Annotated in this window: 10 protein-coding genes and 5 pseudogenes; all 15 read left to right on the top strand. The window is 54.5% G+C overall.

All coding sequences use genetic code 11. The features are described from left to right. Window positions 1-10 precede the first annotated feature (10 nt). Window positions 11-1,150: a 1-deoxy-D-xylulose-5-phosphate reductoisomerase gene (locus tag CPT76_RS16345; RefSeq protein WP_105443612.1), complete on the top strand. Its 1,140-nt coding sequence runs from the start codon at window positions 11-13 to the stop codon at window positions 1,148-1,150. Window positions 1,151-1,366: 216 nt separating this feature from the next. Next, on the top strand, window positions 1,367-2,638 hold the full coding sequence (gene rseP / locus CPT76_RS16340) for an RIP metalloprotease RseP (protein ID WP_105443611.1): 1,272 nt from the start codon (window positions 1,367-1,369) through the stop codon (window positions 2,636-2,638). Between the two features lie 52 nt (window positions 2,639-2,690). Further along, the gene (proS, locus tag CPT76_RS16335; protein ID WP_105443610.1) at window positions 2,691-4,139 is read left to right on the top strand and encodes a proline--tRNA ligase; all 1,449 of its coding nucleotides are present in this window, start codon (window positions 2,691-2,693) and stop codon (window positions 4,137-4,139) included. A gap of 196 nt (window positions 4,140-4,335) precedes the next feature. Continuing rightward, window positions 4,336-8,616: pseudogene (locus CPT76_RS16330) on the top strand (PolC-type DNA polymerase III); the annotation flags it as partial. A 40-nt stretch (window positions 8,617-8,656) separates the two neighbouring features. Further along, window positions 8,657-8,917: pseudogene (locus CPT76_RS41485) on the top strand (ribosome maturation factor RimP); the annotation flags it as partial. Between the two features lie 38 nt (window positions 8,918-8,955). Next, complete coding sequence (nusA, locus tag CPT76_RS16320) at window positions 8,956-10,053, top strand: transcription termination factor NusA (protein WP_105443609.1); 1,098 nt, start codon at window positions 8,956-8,958, stop codon at window positions 10,051-10,053. Between the two features lie 25 nt (window positions 10,054-10,078). Then, window positions 10,079-10,387, top strand: a complete 309-nt coding sequence (rnpM, locus tag CPT76_RS16315; RefSeq protein ID WP_076168056.1) for an RNase P modulator RnpM — start codon at window positions 10,079-10,081, stop codon at window positions 10,385-10,387. Beyond that, a complete protein-coding gene (locus CPT76_RS16310; RefSeq protein WP_105443608.1) occupies window positions 10,380-10,703 on the top strand; it encodes a YlxQ family RNA-binding protein in 324 nt (107 codons plus the stop codon). The genes rnpM and CPT76_RS16310 overlap by 8 nt, the downstream gene beginning before the upstream one ends. Then, window positions 10,696-13,320: a translation initiation factor IF-2 gene (infB, locus tag CPT76_RS16305; protein ID WP_105443607.1), complete on the top strand. Its 2,625-nt coding sequence runs from the start codon at window positions 10,696-10,698 to the stop codon at window positions 13,318-13,320. Before CPT76_RS16310 ends, infB begins: the two co-directional genes overlap by 8 nt. A 14-nt stretch (window positions 13,321-13,334) precedes the next feature. Continuing rightward, window positions 13,335-13,684: pseudogene (gene rbfA, locus CPT76_RS16300) on the top strand (30S ribosome-binding factor RbfA). 29 nt (window positions 13,685-13,713) lie between these two features. Next, window positions 13,714-14,708 (top strand): annotated as a pseudogene (locus CPT76_RS16295) (DHH family phosphoesterase). Continuing rightward, entirely contained in the window at window positions 14,705-15,625 is a 921-nt protein-coding gene (truB, locus tag CPT76_RS16290) for a tRNA pseudouridine(55) synthase TruB (protein ID WP_105443606.1), read from the top strand. The pseudogene CPT76_RS16295 and the gene truB overlap by 4 nt, the downstream one beginning before the upstream one ends. A 32-nt stretch (window positions 15,626-15,657) precedes the next feature. Next, window positions 15,658-16,605 (top strand): bifunctional riboflavin kinase/FAD synthetase, encoded by a 948-nt coding sequence (locus tag CPT76_RS16285; RefSeq protein WP_105443605.1) that lies wholly within the window; start codon window positions 15,658-15,660, stop codon window positions 16,603-16,605. Window positions 16,606-16,766: 161 nt separating this feature from the next. Next, entirely contained in the window at window positions 16,767-17,036 is a 270-nt protein-coding gene (rpsO, locus tag CPT76_RS16280) for a 30S ribosomal protein S15 (protein WP_076168040.1), read from the top strand. Between the two features lie 150 nt (window positions 17,037-17,186). Next, window positions 17,187-18,095, top strand: a pseudogene (locus CPT76_RS16275) (polyribonucleotide nucleotidyltransferase); the annotation flags it as partial.

Here is an 18,095-nt window from a genome sequence, read left to right as displayed (position 1 = left end):
AAGGTTCAATATGAAGAAATTAAGCGTTCTCGGCTCTACCGGCTCGATCGGCACGCAGACGCTGGATGTCGTATCGAAGCATCCGGAGCATTTTCAAATCGAAGGGCTTGCGGCCGGGTCGAACGTGGAGCTGCTGCTCCGGCAGGTTCATCAGTTCAGACCGAAGAAGGTTTCGGTCGCGACCAAAGAACTGGCTGAACAGGTGAAAACGCAGGTTTCGCCAGGTACGGAAATTTTCTATGGAAATGAAGGGCTGGTGGAGGTAGCGGCCGGCACGGACGCCGATACGGTAGTAACGGCAGTGGTAGGCAGCATGGGGCTGCATTCCACGCTGGCGGCGATCGAAGCCGGGAAGCACATTGGACTGGCTAACAAGGAGACGCTTGTAACCGCAGGACATCTTGTCACTGAGGCCATTAAGCGAAAAGGCGTGAAGATGCTGCCGATCGACAGTGAGCACTCGGCTATATTTCAATGCCTGAACGGTGAACGCCGCGATGACCTGACCGGCATCACGCTGACCGCTTCCGGCGGTTCGTTCCGGGATTTGACCCGGGAGCAGCTCCAATCGGTGACGGTGGAGGATGCCTTGAAGCATCCCAACTGGTCGATGGGTGCGAAAATCACCATCGATTCGGCGACGATGGTCAACAAGGGGCTGGAAGTGATTGAAGCCCATTGGCTGTTCGGCCTTCCGTATGAGCAGATCCACGTGCTGCTTCACCCCGAGAGCATCATTCATTCTTTCGTGGAGTTCCGCGATACGAGTATCATCGCCCAGCTGGGCAATCCGGACATGCGCGTACCGATCCAGTACGCACTGACCTACCCGGAACGCTGGGATTCGCCTGCCAAACGGCTGTCGCTGGCCGAAGTGGGCAAGCTGCATTTTAGAGAAATGGACATGGAGCGGTTCCCTTGTTTAAGACTTGCCTATGAATGTGGTAAAATGGGTGGTACAGCAACCACCGCTTTTAACGCAGCCAACGAAGTGGCGGTAGGCCGGTTTCTAAACAGGGAGATTTCGTTTTTACAAATAGAGGATATTATTGAGGAAGTGCTCGACCGGCATGCCAACATTCCGAATCCGCAGCTGGCGGACATTGAGGAGTGCGACCGGAATACGCGGCTGCTTGCTGCCAAGCTGTAAGCGGGCACGCAAGCGGCATAACAATACATCACTCTACTCCCCTGATTTTAAAAAATGACGAGAATGTGATTCTCTTGTGCGGGACCGGAGAATAATGATAATCTATATAGACTGAATTAAAGACGAGCTTCTTTTCGCGCTGTGGGCTTTAATCCATCTGATGATATAGATGCGACAGAAACTTCGGTCTCAGACAAATTAAGGGGGATGCGACGCTTGGAAATGGTGCAGGTAGTATTTTTGACGGTACTCATGTTTTTCGTCATCGTGACGGTGCATGAATGGGGCCATTTTTACTTTGCCAGACGCGCCGGTATACTGGTACGGGAATTTGCGATCGGTTTCGGTCCGAAACTGTTTTCTTATAAACGGAATGAAACGCAGTTTACGCTGCGGCTGCTGCCTTTTGGCGGTTATGCCCGGATGGCGGGGGAAGATCCTGAAATCGTGGAAATTCACCCCGGCCAGACCATCGCGGTCCGCGTCAGCGGCGGCGAAGTCAAGAAGATATATCTGGATCAGCTGGACAACCGAAAGAACGTCATCCGCGGAGAAGTGGAATTCATCGATATGGTCGATGATTTGAAGGTCCGCCTGAACGTGGACGGCGAGAGCCAGCAGTATCCGATTTATCCGAAGGCGATGCTGGTCGCCAAATCCCATGAGACGCAAATAGCCCCGAGAGACCGCCAGTTTGCCAGCAAGACGGTGGGGCAGCGCGCGCTTTCGATTTTTGCGGGGCCGCTGATGAATTTTATTCTGGCCTTCGTACTCTTCGGGGTCCATCTGCAGATGGCGGGGATTCCGCTGGAAAATCCGACGTACGTGCAGATCGGCGACATCTCCAAAGGAATGCCTGCCTATGAAGCGAACCTGAAGAAGGGCGACATCATCGAATCGATCGATGGCGTGAAGATCGGCGCGGATTATCAGAAAATGATCGATCTGACCTCCAAATCCAAGGACAAGCCGATGGAATGGACGATCCGCCGGGGAGACGAGGTATTTAATGTGACGCTGACTCCGCGTGCAATGGAAGGCCAGGAAGGCGGCAAGGTAGGCATTACGCCGCAGCTGCCAAGCCGCAAAGCGTCGATCGGCGAAACGTTCAGCGGAGCGGGAGTCGCGATGGTCGATACGACCAAAATTATTTTCCAGGGCTTCGGCCAGCTGATCAAGCAGTTTAACATGGACGATCTGGGCGGACCTGTGCGGACGTTCGAGGTGACGGGCCAGATCGCGAAGCAGGGCATCGTGCAGCTGACGTATTGGGCGGCGATTCTCAGCCTCTACCTGGGGATTTTCAACCTGCTGCCGATCCCGGCGATGGACGGAAGCCGGCTGGTGTTCCTCGGTGTCGAAGCGCTGCGGGGCAAGCCGATCGATCCGAGCCGGGAAGGCATGGTCCATTTTGTGGGCTTCGCCATGCTGTTCCTATTAATGATTGCCGTAACCTACAATGATATATTACGATTGATTAACGGATAACTAATGATGTCCCCGGCTAGAACGGGGTGAACTTGGGAGGAAGTCCATTTTTATGTCAAACGATAAACAATTTGTGACGGAGATTACGCCGCAGGGAGAAGATTTCTCCCGCTGGTATATTGATGTAATCAAGAAAGCCGATCTGATGGATTATTCGCCGGTCCGCGGCTGCATCGTCTTCCGTCCGGACGGCTACGAAATCTGGGAGCACATCCAGCGTGATCTGGACCGCCGTTTCAAGGAAACGGGTCATCGCAACGCCTATTTTCCGCTCTTTATTCCGGAGAGCTTTTTCCAGAAAGAAAAAGAGCATGTCGAAGGTTTTAATCCCGAGCTTCCTTGGGTAACTGAGGCAGGCGGAGACAAGCTGGAGGAGCGTCTGGCGATCCGTCCGACGTCCGAGACGATGTTTGGGCACATGTACGCCAAATGGATCCAGTCCTACCGCGACCTGCCGGTGCTCATTAACCAGTGGGCCAACGTCGTCCGCTGGGAGAAGCGCACGCTGCCGTTCCTCCGCACGAGCGAGTTTTTGTGGCAGGAAGGCCATACCGCTCATGAGACGGAAGAAGAAGCGCGCGAAGAAACGATGAAGATGCTGGAAGTGTACCGTCAATTCGTGGAAGAGTTTTTGGCGATTCCGGTCATTACCGGCCAGAAGACGCCTTCCGAGAAATTCGCCGGTGCGGTGGAGACGTTCTCCATCGAGGCGATGATGAAGGACGGCCGCGCGGTTCAGGCGGGAACCTCCCACTACCTGGGCACGAACTTTGCGGTGGCGTTTGACATTCAATACTTAAGCAGAGACAACAAGCAGGAATACGTGCATACGACATCCTGGGGCACAAGCACGCGCCTGATCGGCTCGATGATTATGGTGCACGGCGATGACCGTGGCCTGGCGCTGCCGCCTAAGGTGGCTCCAACACAGGTGATCATGATTCCGATCGGCCCGCCGAAAACATGGGATGCCGTCGTTGGCCGCACGGACGAGCTGTTCGCCGAGCTGAAGCAGGCAGGCATCCGCGTGCGCGTGGACGACCGCAGCGACCTTCGTCCGGGATGGAAATTCAACGAATACGAAATGCGCGGCGTTCCGGTCCGTTTGGAAATCGGTCCACGTGACATGGAGAACGGCGTCTGCGTGCTCGTCTCCCGGATTACCGGCGAGAAGAAGGTTGTCCAGCAGACCAATCTGGTCGAAGAAGTTCAGACGATGCTGGATCAGGTCCAGAAGGAAATGTTTGATCGTGCGAAGCAGTTTATGAACGACCATTTCTATTCGGTGGATACGCTGGAGGAAATGAAGAGCAGCATGGAACAGCAGCGCGGATTTACACTGGCAGGATGGTGCGGTTCGGAAGCCTGCGAGAGCAAGGTGAAGGAAGAGACCGGGGCTACCAGCCGGAACATTCCTTTCGAGCCTGCGGAAGAGAAGCATACTTGTCTGGTATGCGGGCAGCCTGCCAAGCACACCGTCGTTTTTGCAAGAGCGTATTAATACTGCGGCAGCCAAGCTGCGAGTTTGATTCGTTTCCCGCATAAGCAGGGAAGAACCCGGCGGATCGGTAGAGAGGCCGGATGAAATAATGATGAGGAGCTTCTGCCAGAAATGAGTCGGTGCACGAGATCGAGACATTTTTGTGAACAGAGGCTCTTCATGTTTATGGATTAGCGCTTTAAAGGGGGAGGAGAGCATGGAAAACGTGGGGGAAAAGAGAAAACGGTTCGAGCTGCTGATGAAGCAGGGGGAAATACCGCCCGCGATCGTGGATCCCTATTTTCTGGATGGTCATATCGAACAGGTGGAGATCAGCCGGAGCAATCAGGAATGGAGAATCACCATCTGGAAGGAAACCTTGGTCCCCGGTGAGGTGTACCGGACGTTCTGTCTGAGGCTTCAGGAGAAAATGCAGCATATTGCAAAGCTGTCGTTTGTGTTCAGATATGCGGAAGAAGTAGACCGCAAAGATATCGTCGGCGCATACTGGAACCTTTTCCTGGAGTGGGTTCACCGCGAAATTCCTTCCGTCAACGGCTGGATGGCCCGGGCTAAGCATGAGCTGGACGGGGAAACCCTCATGGTCACGATGTCCGACAATACGTCGCTGGAGCTGGCGAGAAAAAAGCAGATCGACCAGGCGCTCACTCGTTTCTTCGCGCATTACTTCGAGGTTCCTCTCCGCGTCAAAATTCAAGTCGGCGAAATCCAGCGGGAAATGTACGAGGAGTTCGAGCAGAAGAAGCTCGAGGAAGAGCGTGAGGTTATCCAGAAGATGATCTCCAGCATGGAGGCGGAGACGCGCGCAGCTGAGGGTGACGATGAGGAAGTCTTTCTTCAGGTCGGTTACGATATTAAGGAGCAACCGGTTCCGATTCAGGAAATCCAGGACGAAGAGAAGAAAATTACGGTTCAGGGCACGATTTTTGGCCTGGACCGCAAAGAGCTGCGCAACGGCAGCACGCTGTTCATGTTTAACCTGACGGACTTTACGGATTCCCTGCAGATGAAAATGTTCGCCAAGACGAAGGAAGATGTCAAAGTTCTGAGCCTGCTGGCCAACGGCAAATGGGTGAAAGCCCGCGGACGCGTCGAGATGGACCGCTTTATGACGATTCCCGAGCTGGTCATGATCCCTTCGGATTTGATCGAAGTCCAGGCGCCACCTACTCGCAAGGATAATGCTCCGGAGAAGCGGGTGGAATTCCACCTGCATACGACGATGAGCACGATGGACGCCGTGACGCCAATCGACCAGTACATCAAGACAGCCGCCAAGTGGGGCCACAAAGCGATTGCCGTGTCCGATCACGGTGGCGTGCAGTGTTATCCCGAAGCGGCGAAAGCCGCGAAGAAAAACGGGATCAAGATGATTTACGGCGTCGAGGCCAACGTGGTGAACGATTCCGTTCCGGTCGTCATGCAGCCGAAGCCGATGGACTTGAAGTCTGCTACTTACATCGTATTCGATATCGAGACCACCGGCCTGTCGATCACGAACAACAAAATCATCGAGCTTGCGGCCGTCAAAATGCATGAAGGCAAGGAAGTCGACCGTTACGCTACGTTTGTCAACCCGCATGAAAAAATACCGTATCACATCCAGCAGCTGACCAACATTAACGACGAGATGGTCAAGGATGCGCCGGAGCTTGAGCCCGTCATCCAGGACTTCGTCAAGTTTGTCGGTGACGGCGTACTTGTGGCTCACAACGCACGGTTCGACGTGGGCTTCATCCAGGCTGCCCTGAAGGGGCTCGGCATGCCGGAACTGGACAACCCGGCGCTGGATACGCTGGAGCTGGCCAGATTGCTTCACCCGACGATGAAAAACCACCGCCTCAACACGTTGGCGGATAAGTATAAAGTGGCGCTGGAAAGCCACCACCGGGCGATTGACGATACGATTGCCCTCGCCGGCATTCTGGACGGACTGCTGGCCGATGCCGAGAAGATCAAAGGGCTGACCCGCCTGGAACGCCTGAACGATTACGTCGGCAAGGATCTGTCCAATTCTCGTCCGTTCCACTGCGGAATCTACGCGCTGAACGCGATCGGCAAGAAAAACTTGTACAAGCTGGTGTCGATGTCGCACACCGAATATTTCAAACGGGTGCCGTGCATCCCGAAATCGAAGCTGGAGGAGATGCGCGAAGGGCTGCTGGTCATCTCCGGCTGCGAGAAGGGCGAGTTCTTCGAAACCGTGTTGAACAAGACGGTGGAGGAGGCGACCGAGGTGGCGGAGTTCTATGATATTTTGGAAATTCAGCCGTTGACGATGTACATGCACCTTGTAGATAAAGGGCTCGTCGGAAGCACCGTTGAGCTGAAGAACGCCATCAAGACGGTGTGCGAGATCGGGGAAAAGCTGAACAAGCCCGTGATTGCCACCGGCAATGTGCACTACCTGGAGCCGCGGGACAAGCTGTTCCGGGACATTACGATTCACGGCATCACGGGCTTCAGCCCGCTGAAGGATATCCGCAAGCCGGATGCCCATTTCCGGACGACGGAAGAGATGCTGGAGGAATTCGAGTTCCTTGGTCCGGAGAAGGCGATGGAAGTGGTTGTGAAGAATACCAACGATCTGGCCGACCGCTTTGAGGAGTACGAGTTGTTCCCGGACAAGCTGTTTACGCCGATTATCGAGGGGGCGGATGAGGAAATTCGCAACACTTGCTATGCCACGGCGCGGTCGATTTATGGCGAAGACCTGCCGGAAGTTGTCGTCGCGCGGCTGGAGAAGGAGCTGGAGCCGATTATCAAATACGGCTTCTCCGCCAACTATCTCATTTCCGAGCGGCTGGTGAAAAAGTCGAACCAGGACGGCTACCTTGTCGGTTCGCGGGGATCCGTCGGATCGTCTGTCGTCGCGACCTTCCTCGGCATTTCCGAGGTTAACCCGCTGCCCGCGCATTATATTTGCAAAAATCCGGAATGCAAGCACAGCGAATGGTTCCTGGACGGCAGCGTGCCGAGCGGATTTGACCTTCCGGACAAGCAATGCCCGAACTGCGGCCAAATGCTGAAGGGCGAAGGCCAGGATATCCCGTTCGAAACGTTCCTTGGCTTTAAGGGCGACAAGGTTCCCGATATCGACTTGAACTTTTCCGGGGAATATCAGCCTCATGCCCACAATTACACCAAAGTGCTGTTTGGCGAGAAAAGTGTATTCCGCGCAGGGACCATCGGTACCGTGGCGGAGAAAACGGCATTTGGTTATACAAAAAAATATGAGGAAGACCATCACCAGAAGTGGCGCGGAGCGGAGCTGAACCGGCTCGCCGCCGGATGCACCGGCGTCAAGCGGAGCACGGGCCAGCACCCGGGCGGCATCGTCGTCGTCCCTGACTACATGGAAGTGGAAGACATCACGCCGGTTCAATTCCCGGCTGACGATACGAACGCGGAATGGAAGACGACCCACTTCGATTATCACGCCTTCGACGCGAACCTGCTCAAGCTTGATATTCTGGGGCACGATGATCCGACCATGATGCGGATGCTGCAGGACTTGACAGGGGTCGATCCGACGACGATTCCGATGAACGATCCGAAGGTCATGAGCATGTTCAACTCAACGGAGGCGCTCGGGGTAAGGCCCGAACAAATCCGGACACCGGTGGCCACCTACGGCGTGCCGGAGATGGGGACGAAGTTCGTCCGCCAGATGCTGATTGAGTCGAAGCCATCCTCCTTTGCCGACTTGCTGCAGATTTCGGGCCTGTCCCACGGAACGGGCGTATGGCTCGGCAATGCGCAGGAGCTCATCAAGAACGGCACCTGCAACATCAAAACGGTGATCGGCTGCCGTGACGACATCATGCTGTTCCTGATATACAAAGCCGGTATGGATGCGAGCCTGGCGTTTAAAATTACGGAAAGCGTGCGTAAGGGCAAGGGCTTGACGCCGGAATGGATCGAGGAGATGAAGCGGTGCAAGGTGCCGCAGTGGTATATCGATTCCTGTCTCAAAATCCAGTACATGTTCCCGAAAGCACACGCCGCTGCATATGTTATCTCTGCGGTGCGCACGGCTTACTTCAAGCTGTACCATCCGATCGAATATTATGCCACTTACTTCTCGGTCCGGGCAGAAGACTTCGATATCGAGCTGTGCTGCCAGGGCTATGAGGCCATCTACCGGCAAATCGAAGAGATCGAGCAGAAGGGCTTCCAGGCGACAACCAAGGAAAAAAGCATGCTCTCGATCCTCGAGATGGCACTGGAAATGACCGCACGCGGCTTTACGTTCAAGCCGATCGATCTGTACCGTTCCGATGCGACCCGGTTTACGGTGGACGGAGAATCGTTGATTCCACCGTTCTCGGCGCTGGCCGGTATCGGGTATAACGCGGCCAAGAACATCGCCGCCGCCCGTGAATACGGGGAGTTTCTCTCCATTGAGGATTTCCAGCAGAAATCCAAAGCGAGCAAGACGATCATCGAACTGCTCACTGGGATGGGCTGCTTCCGGGATGATCAGCGAGTATCTCGTAGCGGGAAGCTGGACGTAGAACGATCCGATTCCCGAAGCTTACTTTCTGGAAGTCTCCTCCCCTGGCGCCGAACGTCCGCTCAAGAAGAAGGAAGACGTAGCCAAAGCCGTCGGCAAAGANGTTTTTGTAACGGTTTACGAGCAAGTAGAAGGCCAGAAGGAATTTGAAGGCCGGCTTCTTTCGTTCGAGGATGACGTTCTTGTCATTTCTGCGGGCAAGAAGGAATACAGCATCCCGTATGCAAAAGTTGCCAGCGCCAGACTGGCGATTATTTTTTAAATACATGGCTGCACTTTGAAAGGGGGAATTGATTTCCAATGAGTATGGATTTTATTGAAGCGATGAATGAGTTGGAAAGAGAGAAAGGAATCAGCAAGGACATTTTGTTCGAAGCCATTGAGGCGGCGCTGATCTCCAGCTACAAACGGAATTTTAACACGGCGCAGAACGTTCGCGTCGACATGAACCGGAATACCGGGGTTATCAAAGTGTTTGCCCGCAAGCTGATTGTGGAAGAGGTGCTGGATCCCCGCACCGAAATTTCCCTGCCTGCCGCCCGCGAGATCAATCCGCATTTCCAAATTGACGATATTGCGGAAATCGAGGTCACTCCCCGGGATTTCGGCCGGATTGCCGCCCAGACGGCCAAACAGGTCGTTACGCAGCGGATCCGTGAGGCGGAGCGCGGCCTGATTTATAACGCCTTCGTCGACAAAGAAGAGGATATCGTGACCGGTACGGTCCAGCGCCAGGATCCTCGCAACTTCTACGTGGATCTGGGCAAGGTGGAAGCGGTGCTGCCGCTCAACGAGCTGATGCCGAACGAAAAGTTCAAGCACGCCGACCGGATCAAAGCCTACATCACGAAGGTGGAGAATACGACCAAGGGGCCGCAAATCATGCTGTCCCGGACGCATCCGGGGCTGTTGAAGCGATTGTTCGAGCTGGAGGTTCCGGAAATTTTTGACGGTGTCGTGGAAATTCGCTCCGTCGCCCGTGAAGCCGGATTCCGCTCGAAGATCGCGGTGTATTCCCGCAACCCGGAAGTGGATCCTGTCGGCTCCTGCGTCGGGCCGAAAGGCTTGCGTGTGCAGACCATTGTCAATGAGCTGCGCGGTGAAAAAATCGACATCGTCCGTTATTCCGAACAGGTGGAAGAGTATGTGGCCAATGCCCTCAGCCCTTCCAAGGTTCTGGAAGTGATTGTATTTGAGGACGAGAAGATGGCACGTGTCATCGTGCCGGATTATCAATTGTCTCTCGCGATCGGGATCAAAGGGCAAAACGCCCGCCTTGCAGCCAAGCTGACAGGATGGAAGATCGATATTAAGAGTGAGAGCCAGGCGGAACAGGAATTCGGCAGACCGAAAACATCCTCGGGTGAAATGCATCAAGATTCCGTCTCCGTCGATTAATTCCAAACAGGACGGGGGTCGCGGCATGAAACAAAGAAAAGTCCCGCTGCGCAAATGCGTGGCATGCCAGGAAATGATGCCCAAGAAGGAACTGATCCGTATTGTCAAAACGCCGGAAGATGAAGTGCTGATCGACCTGACTGGCAAGAAGTCGGGCCGGGGGGCTTACCTCTGCGGCAAAGTATCTTGCTTTAAACTGGCACAGAAGAACAAATCACTGGATCGGGCTCTGAAGCATCATGTCAAACCGGAAATTTACGAACAGCTCGCAGATGACTTTGTGCTCGTGGAAGACGAATTTTTGGCCGTAAAGGAACGTTCGGTTGATGAGTAAAACTTTATCCCGCCTGGGTCTTGCCATGCGGGCGGGGAAAGTGGTCACCGGCGACGAAATCGTCCTGAAAGCGATCCGGACTTCCGAAGCGAAACTGGTCATGCTGGCGGCTGACGCCTCAGCCAATACACAAAAAAAGTTCCGCGATAAATGCGGAACATACAACATTCCTCTGGTGATCGGATTTGACCGGGAAAGCCTGGGCACAAGCATTGGAAAGCCCGAAAGGGTTGTGCTCGCCATTACGGATCAAGGATTCGCAGAAATGATCTCCAAGAGTCTTGGAGATAATTCGGAGGTGGAGTATATTGAGTAAACAGGACAGTAAAGATAAGCTGCGCGTGTACGAATATGCAAAATCACTTAATATGAGCAGTAAGGAAATCATAACCATTTTGAAAAGGCTTGATATTCCCGTTAACAATCATATGAGCGTTATGGAGAATGATGCGGTCTCGAAGGTGGAACAATTTTTCAAGGATATTAAGTCGAATGCGGCCGCCAAGCGGGAAGGCGGAGACCGCCAGACCGTGGCGAGCACTTCCGCGGTCAGAAACGAGTCAGGCACTCAGCGTAACCAGGGCGGCCGGGCAGCCGGATCGGACCCATCACAAAAACAACAGGAAAAGCAGGTAGGTATGAATAATAAATTGAATAACACCACACAAACAGGGTCGCAAAGACCGCAGGGCGGGCAAGATTCCCGCAGAAGTCACTCAGGATCTCAGCAAAGCAGACCGCAAGGTCAATCGAATGGATCGGGCAACCGTCCGCAAGGCGCGGGTGCCGGATCGAATAACCGGAATCAAGGTTCCCAAGGAGGCCGTCCGCAAGGATCCGGCCAGGGCGGCAATCGCCCCCAAGGATCCGGTCAAGGCGGCAATCGCCCTCAAGGGTCGCAGCAGGGTGGCGGCCAGCGCTCGGGTGCAGGACGCCCGCAGCAGCAATCCACCGGAAACCGCGGTCCGCAAGGAAACGCCGGCGGCGACAACAACTTCTCCAGAAGCAACGATAACCGCGGCGGCGGCAATCGCGGTCAGAACCGCGGCAATAGCAACGGTTCGAAACGCTTTGACGACAACCGCCAGGGCGGAGGATTTAACCGGAACAATCGCGGCGGTAAGAACAACCGCGGCAGACAACAGTCTCAGCAGCCGCCGCGCGAGAAGATCGACAACACGCCGAAGAAGATTATCGTCCGCGGCAACATGACCGTTGGCGAAACGGCCAAACTGCTTCATAAGGATGCTTCCGAAGTCATTAAGAAGCTGATCCAGATGGGCGTCATGGCAACGATCAACCAGGAACTCGACATCGATACGATTTTGCTGCTTGCCGGCGAATTCGGCGTCGAAGTCGAAGTGAAGATCGTGGTCGAGGACGATCGCTTCGAGACCGTCGAAGAGAACGACGATCCGGCTGATCTGAAGTCGCGTCCGCCGGTTGTCACCATTATGGGTCACGTCGACCATGGTAAAACGACGCTGTTGGATGCCATCCGTTCCACGAACGTAACCGGCGGCGAAGCCGGAGGCATCACCCAGCACATCGGTGCTTATCAGGTGGAGATCAACAGCAAGAAGATCACGTTCCTTGATACGCCGGGCCACGAAGCGTTTACGGCCATGCGTGCGCGCGGTGCGCAAATTACCGACATTACGATCATTGTGGTCGCTGCCGACGACGGCGTCATGCCGCAGACGGTGGAAGCTATCAACCACGCGAAGGCGGCCGAGCTGCCGATCATCGTGGCAGTGAACAAAATCGACAAACCGGATGCTAATCCGGATAAAGTGAAGCAGGAGCTGACCGAATACGGTCTCGTTCCGGAAGAGTGGGGCGGAGACACGATTTTCGTCAACGTATCCGCGAAGCAAAGAATGGGGCTTGAGGATCTGCTTGAGATGATCCTTCTGGTCGCCGAAGTGAACGAATACAAAGCGAATCCGGACAAACGCGCCCGCGGTGCGGTGATCGAGGCCGAGCTGGATAAAGGCCGCGGACCGGTGGCCCGCGTGCTGGTACAGCACGGTACGCTGAAAGTCGGGGATGCGTTTGTGGCAGGCAACTGCTTTGGCCGCGTCCGGGCGATGGTCAACGACAAGGGACGCCGTTTGAAGGAAGCTGGACCGTCTACGCCGGTGGAAATCACCGGTCTGACCGAGGTTCCGCTTGCCGGCGATCCGTTCATGGTATTTGAAGACGAGCGCAAGGCCCGTTCGATTGCCGAGAAACGCGCCATCACCCAGCGTCAGTCCGATCTTGGCAGCAACGTCCGCGTCACGCTGGACGATCTGTTCAAGCACATCAAGGACGGCGAGATCAAGGACCTGAACGTCATCATCAAAGGCGACGTGCAGGGTTCGGTCGAAGCGCTGAAAGGCTCGCTCTCCAAGATCGAAGTGGAAGGCGTTCGCGTCAAAATCATCCACAGCGGCGCAGGGGCAATTACCGAGTCCGATATCATTCTGGCAGCGGCGTCCAATGCGATCGTCATCGGCTTTAACGTCCGTCCAGATCCGCAGGCTGGTGCAACCGCCGAGCAGGAAAAAGTGGATATCCGCCTGCATCGCGTCATTTACAACGTCATTGAAGAAATCGAGCAGGCCATGAAGGGCATGCTGGATCCGGAATATAAAGAAGTGGTTATCGGCCACGCGGAAGTGCGCAACCTCTTCAAAATCAGCAAAGTGGGTACGATTGCCGGATGTATGGTTACATCAGGCAAGATCGCGCGTAACGCCGAAGTCCGCCTGATCCGCGACGGCATCGTCATCCATGAAGGTAAGATCGATACGCTCAAACGTTTCAAGGACGACGCTAAAGAAGTGGCACAGGGTTATGAATGTGGCATTACTTTGGAAAGCTATAATGACGTCAAGGAAGGCGACGTTATTGAAGCGTTCATCATGGAAACGGTGGAGCGCAAGTAGAGAGGTGAACAGGCATGGCTAAAATTCGGGCTGGACGGGTTGGAGAGCAGATCAAGAAAGAGCTGAGCCAGCTTATCCAAAGCGAACTGAAGGACCCGCGCATCGGTTTCGTTACCGTAACCGGTGTGGATGTGACGAACGATTTGTCGCAGGCGAAAGTTTATTTAAGCGTTCTGGGGGATAACGAGCAGAAGAACAACACGCTGAAGGCTCTGGAGAAGGCGAATGGCTTTCTCCGCTCGGAGCTCGGCAAGCGAGTCCGGCTGCGCCATACCCCGGAGCTGATTTTTAAGTTGACGAATCCATCGCGTATGGCAGTCACATCGAGAAGCTCCTCGGTGAAATCGGAAAAAAACGAAGATAACTAAATAAAAGATTTAAAGGAGACGGCCAATGCAGACCTATGAACAATCGCTTGAGCAGGCAAAGGAGTTTTTGCTGACGCATGATGATTATCTTGTAGTGTCTCATATTCAGCCGGACGGAGATGCAGTCAGTTCCACAGTTGCCGTGGGCTGGCTTCTCTCATGTCTGGGCAAAAAATTTACTCTGATCAATGAAGGGCCGATTCCTGAACGGATGAAATTTTTATGCCTGTCAGAGCAGATCGTGAATATGGAGCTTCATCCACCGGAACGTTCATTCAAGCATGTCATTTGTGTGGATTGCGCCGATTTTGGGAGAGTGGGATTGACGCAGCAATGTTTCGCTCCGGATGCCTTGATCTTAAACATCGATCACCACCCGACCAACAACGGTTACGGGAGCGCGACGCTGATCAAGCCGGACGCTGCGGCGACGGCCGAAATTTTGTATGATCTGATCCATGCTTTCGGATTTCAATGGACGAAGGAGATAGCGACCGCGATCTACACCGGGCTGCTGACGGACACCGGCGGTTTCCGTTATTCCAATACGTCCCCTAAAGTGATGGCGGCGGCTTCCGAGCTGCTCGGCTATGGGGTCAACGGGCCGGAGCTGTCGGAGACCCTGCTTGAGGCAATGACCCTGCCCCAGATGAAGGTGCTGGTCAAAGCGTTGAACACACTCGAGATGACGCCGGACGGCAAAATCAGCTGGGTATACGTCACTCCCGAGCATATGGTGGAGGCCGGCGCTGCCAATGATGACCTGGAAGGAATGATGACCTGGAAGGAATCGTGAACTATCCGCGGAATATTCAGGGCGTCGAGGTCGGCATTTTATTCAAAGTGATCAATGACCAAGCGGTCAAAGTAAGCCTGCGTTCTGCAGGCAAAGTTGACGTAGCCGCACTGGCGCAGTCGTTTGGTGGCGGCGGGCATGTCCGCGCAGCGGGGTGCCGGATCGAAGGAACACTGGATTCGATTATTCCTCAGGTTATAGAACGGGTGAGACAATTTTTATGAGCAGCTTAGAAGGTGTATTGGCCATCGACAAGCCGGCGGGGATGACTTCCCACGATGTCGTTGCCAAGGCGCGCCGTATATTGAAAATGAAGCGGATTGGGCACACCGGAACCTTGGATCCCGAAGTTACCGGTGTTCTGCCGCTCTGCCTCGGCCGGGCGACCCGGGTGGTGGAGTACATGCAGGAGCTTCCGAAGGAATATGCAGCTACCCTGCGGCTGGGCATTGCCACCGACACTGAGGATTTGACCGGTACGGTCACGGAATCTGTGGACGAGGTCCATGTCACGCCGGAAGATGTGGAGAAGGTGCTCCACTCTTTTGAAGGGACGATTTCCCAGGTGCCCCCCATGTACTCTGCGGTCAAGGTCGGAGGCAAACGGCTCTACGAGCTGGCCCGGGAGGGCAAGACGGTTGAGCGCAAAAGCCGCGAGGTGACGATTCACGAAATTGAAATGACCGGCTCGGCCTGGCAAGGGCCTTATCTGGACATTTCCTTTCGGGTTCTGTGCTCCAAGGGGACGTACATTCGGACGTTATGCGTAGATATCGGGCGGGCTCTGCATCTGCCGTCAACGATGGTGAAGCTGGAGCGCACGATGTCGGCAGGAATTCCGGCTTCGAAGTGCCTCACGCTCGAAGATATCGAGCGCCTGACGGCGACGGGTGAGCTGGACGAGCATTTGATTCCGGTCGACGAAGCGGTCCGGCATCTTCCGGCACATACTGTGGCCGAGGACAAGGCGGCTGCCGCCTTGCAGGGTCAGAGGCTCTCGGGCAGAGCGGTTACGCCGGAGGTCATACTGCCCGGATGCATACGACTGTATGATCCAAAGGGAACGTTTCTCGGCATTTTCGAAAAACAGGCAGAGACGGGGGCCATCGCTCCGGTCAAGGTATTTCTGCCAGAGTCATAATGATTATCTATGGAATTGCAGGTGAAAGAACAGTGAAGACCGTATATTTATCGTACCCGCTGCCTGCGGAGGTCATCCGGGAGCATACCCAGCCGCAGGTCGCAGCCATCGGACAGTTCGACGGAGTGCACCTTGGTCATGCCAGTGTCATCTCTTCTGCGGTGAATCTGGCAAAGGGCAAGCACATCCCTTCGGCCGTCATGACATTCCATCCGCATCCGAAGGACGTGATGAAGAAAGGGGACTACGAGGGCAGCTTGACGCCCCTGCAGGAGAAGCAGGAGCTGCTGGCCGGCCTGGGGGTCGATATCGTATACGTCGTTGAGTTTAACGATTCCTTTTCCCATGTAAGTCCGCAGGAATTTGTGGAAGGCATGCTGTTTCCCTTGGGCATCGAGGCGGCCGTGGTCGGTTTTGATTTCCGCTTTGGCCACAAGGGGGAAGGCAATGCCGAGATGCTCCGCCTGCTGGGGAACGGCCGGCTGGACGTCGAAGTCATCCCGCCGTTCGAGCTGGAAGGCGGCAAGGTCAGCAGTACGGAAATTCGCAAAGCGCTGCAAAGGGGTGACCTGGAGCGGGCCGGCCGTCTGCTCGGCCGCAGCTACCGGCTGCGCGGAACCGTTGTCGGCGGAGAAAAACGCGGCCGTACCATCGGTTTTCCGACGGCCAACCTGAAACTGGACGATAAGTTCGTCATTCCGGTTAAGGGTGTCTACGCGGTACGAGCCTTTTTGAACGGAAGGATTTTTCCCGGCGTCATGAATGTGGGGGTCAAACCAACGTTTCATGAGAACGAAACGGTGCCAAGCTTTGAGGTTCACTTGTTTGACTTTGACCGGGAAATTTACGGCGAGCAGGTCTCGGTGGAACTGGTCCATTTTATCCGGAATGAGCGGAAGTTCCCTTCCGTACCGGAACTCATCGCCCAGATCCAGGCGGACGCGGATCGCGCCAGAGAACTTTTGAAGTCGGGCCGCTAAAGCTTACGCGCTGGCGAACATTTACTTTTGCCGGTGAAGTATGCTATACTGATAAACGTTGCTGGATGCCTATGGGCTGAAGGAAACCTTAGCTTGGATACACGATCTCACCGACGGTTTCTAGGCTAACGGCGATTATTTATGTTAAGGAGGTGAACAGGATGGCATTGACTCAAGAACGCAAACAACAACTGATCGAAGAGCACAAAACTCATGAGTCCGATACAGGATCTCCTGAAGTGCAAATTGCTATCCTTACGGAGAACATCGTTAATTTGACAGACCACCTGCGTACGCACAAGAAGGATCATCATTCCCGTCGCGGTCTTTTGAAAATGGTCGGTCAACGCCGTAAGCTGTTGGCATACTTGAAAAACAAGGATGTTAAACGCTATAGCGCTCTGATTGAAAAACTTGGATTGCGTCGTTAATAATCCATATTGTTCTACGGAAAGCAGCCTGGTTGTTCACCGTTTGTCCTTCTAGGAGTGACAGCGGGGCAACCGGGTTGCTTTTTATGCAGGACTATATGAATTATCCCCATCTGGGGAATACTGATTGAGTAATAAAGGAGGGATTTCATGGAAAGTCGTGTTGAAATGCAGTTGGGCGGCAGAACCCTGGTCATGGAGACCGGACGCCTCGCGAAGCAGGCTAACGCCGCCGTGATGGTCCGCTACGGGGAAACGGCCGTACTTTGTACAGTGACCGCCTCCAGCGAACCGAAGGATCTGGACTTTTTTCCGCTGACTGTAAACTATGAAGAAAGATTGTATGCCGTAGGTAAAATCCCGGGGGGCTTTATCAAACGGGAAGGCAGACCGAGTGAGAAGGCCATTCTGGCCAGCCGTCTGACCGACCGCCCGATTCGTCCGCTGTTCCCGGAAGGCTTCCGTAACGATGTGCAGGTGCTGAACCTTGTCATGAGCGTGGATCAGGACTGCTCGCCGGATATTGCGGCCATGATCGGTACTTCCGCAGCGCTGAGTATTTCGGACGTGCCGTTTGACGGACCGATCGGCGGTGTCATCGTAGGACGTGTAGACGGACAATTTATTATTAATCCGGACATCGCGCAGCAGGAGAAAAGTGATATTTACCTGGTCGTTGCAGGCACCAGAGACGCCATCATGATGGTTGAAGCCGAGGCGAACGAGGTTCCTGAGGAAACGATGCTGGAAGCGATTATGTTCGGTCACGAGGAGATCAAAAAGATCGTTTCCGTCATTGACGAACTGACGCAAAAAGCCGGCAAACCGAAAATGGAAGTGAAGCTCCATGCGGTTGACGCCCAGGTTAATGCCGAAGTACGCGAATTCGCTGCACAGCGCCTCGTAGAAGCGGTACGTATCGCCGAGAAGCATGCCCGCCAGGACGCAATTGATGCGATCAACGAAGAAACGGTAACTTTCTTTGAACAAAAATACATAGAGACGCCTGAGCTCTTGAAAGATGTCAAAGAAGTGCTGCATGATATTGTCAAAGAAGAA

It is taken from the genome of Paenibacillus sp. AR247 (assembly GCF_002968895.1).
Classification (GTDB): Bacteria; Bacillota; Bacilli; order Paenibacillales; family Paenibacillaceae; genus Paenibacillus_AQ; species Paenibacillus_AQ favisporus.
Note: the sequence above shows the minus strand (reverse complement) of the source record. Positions and strands in the feature narration are given on the sequence as shown.

Excerpts from the sequence above, each read along its gene's own strand:
- CPT76_RS16345 (WP_105443612.1), top strand. The coding sequence starts at position 11 with ATGAAGAAATTAAGCGTTCTCGGCTCTACCGGCTCGATCGGCACGCAG.
- proS (WP_105443610.1), top strand. The coding sequence starts at position 2,691 with ATGTCAAACGATAAACAATTTGTGACGGAGATTACGCCGCAGGGAGAA.
- nusA (WP_105443609.1), top strand. The coding sequence starts at position 8,956 with ATGAGTATGGATTTTATTGAAGCGATGAATGAGTTGGAAAGAGAGAAA.
- rnpM (WP_076168056.1), top strand. The coding sequence starts at position 10,079 with ATGAAACAAAGAAAAGTCCCGCTGCGCAAATGCGTGGCATGCCAGGAA.
- CPT76_RS16310 (WP_105443608.1), top strand. The coding sequence starts at position 10,380 with ATGAGTAAAACTTTATCCCGCCTGGGTCTTGCCATGCGGGCGGGGAAA.
- truB (WP_105443606.1), top strand. The coding sequence starts at position 14,705 with ATGAGCAGCTTAGAAGGTGTATTGGCCATCGACAAGCCGGCGGGGATG.
- rpsO (WP_076168040.1), top strand. The coding sequence starts at position 16,767 with ATGGCATTGACTCAAGAACGCAAACAACAACTGATCGAAGAGCACAAA.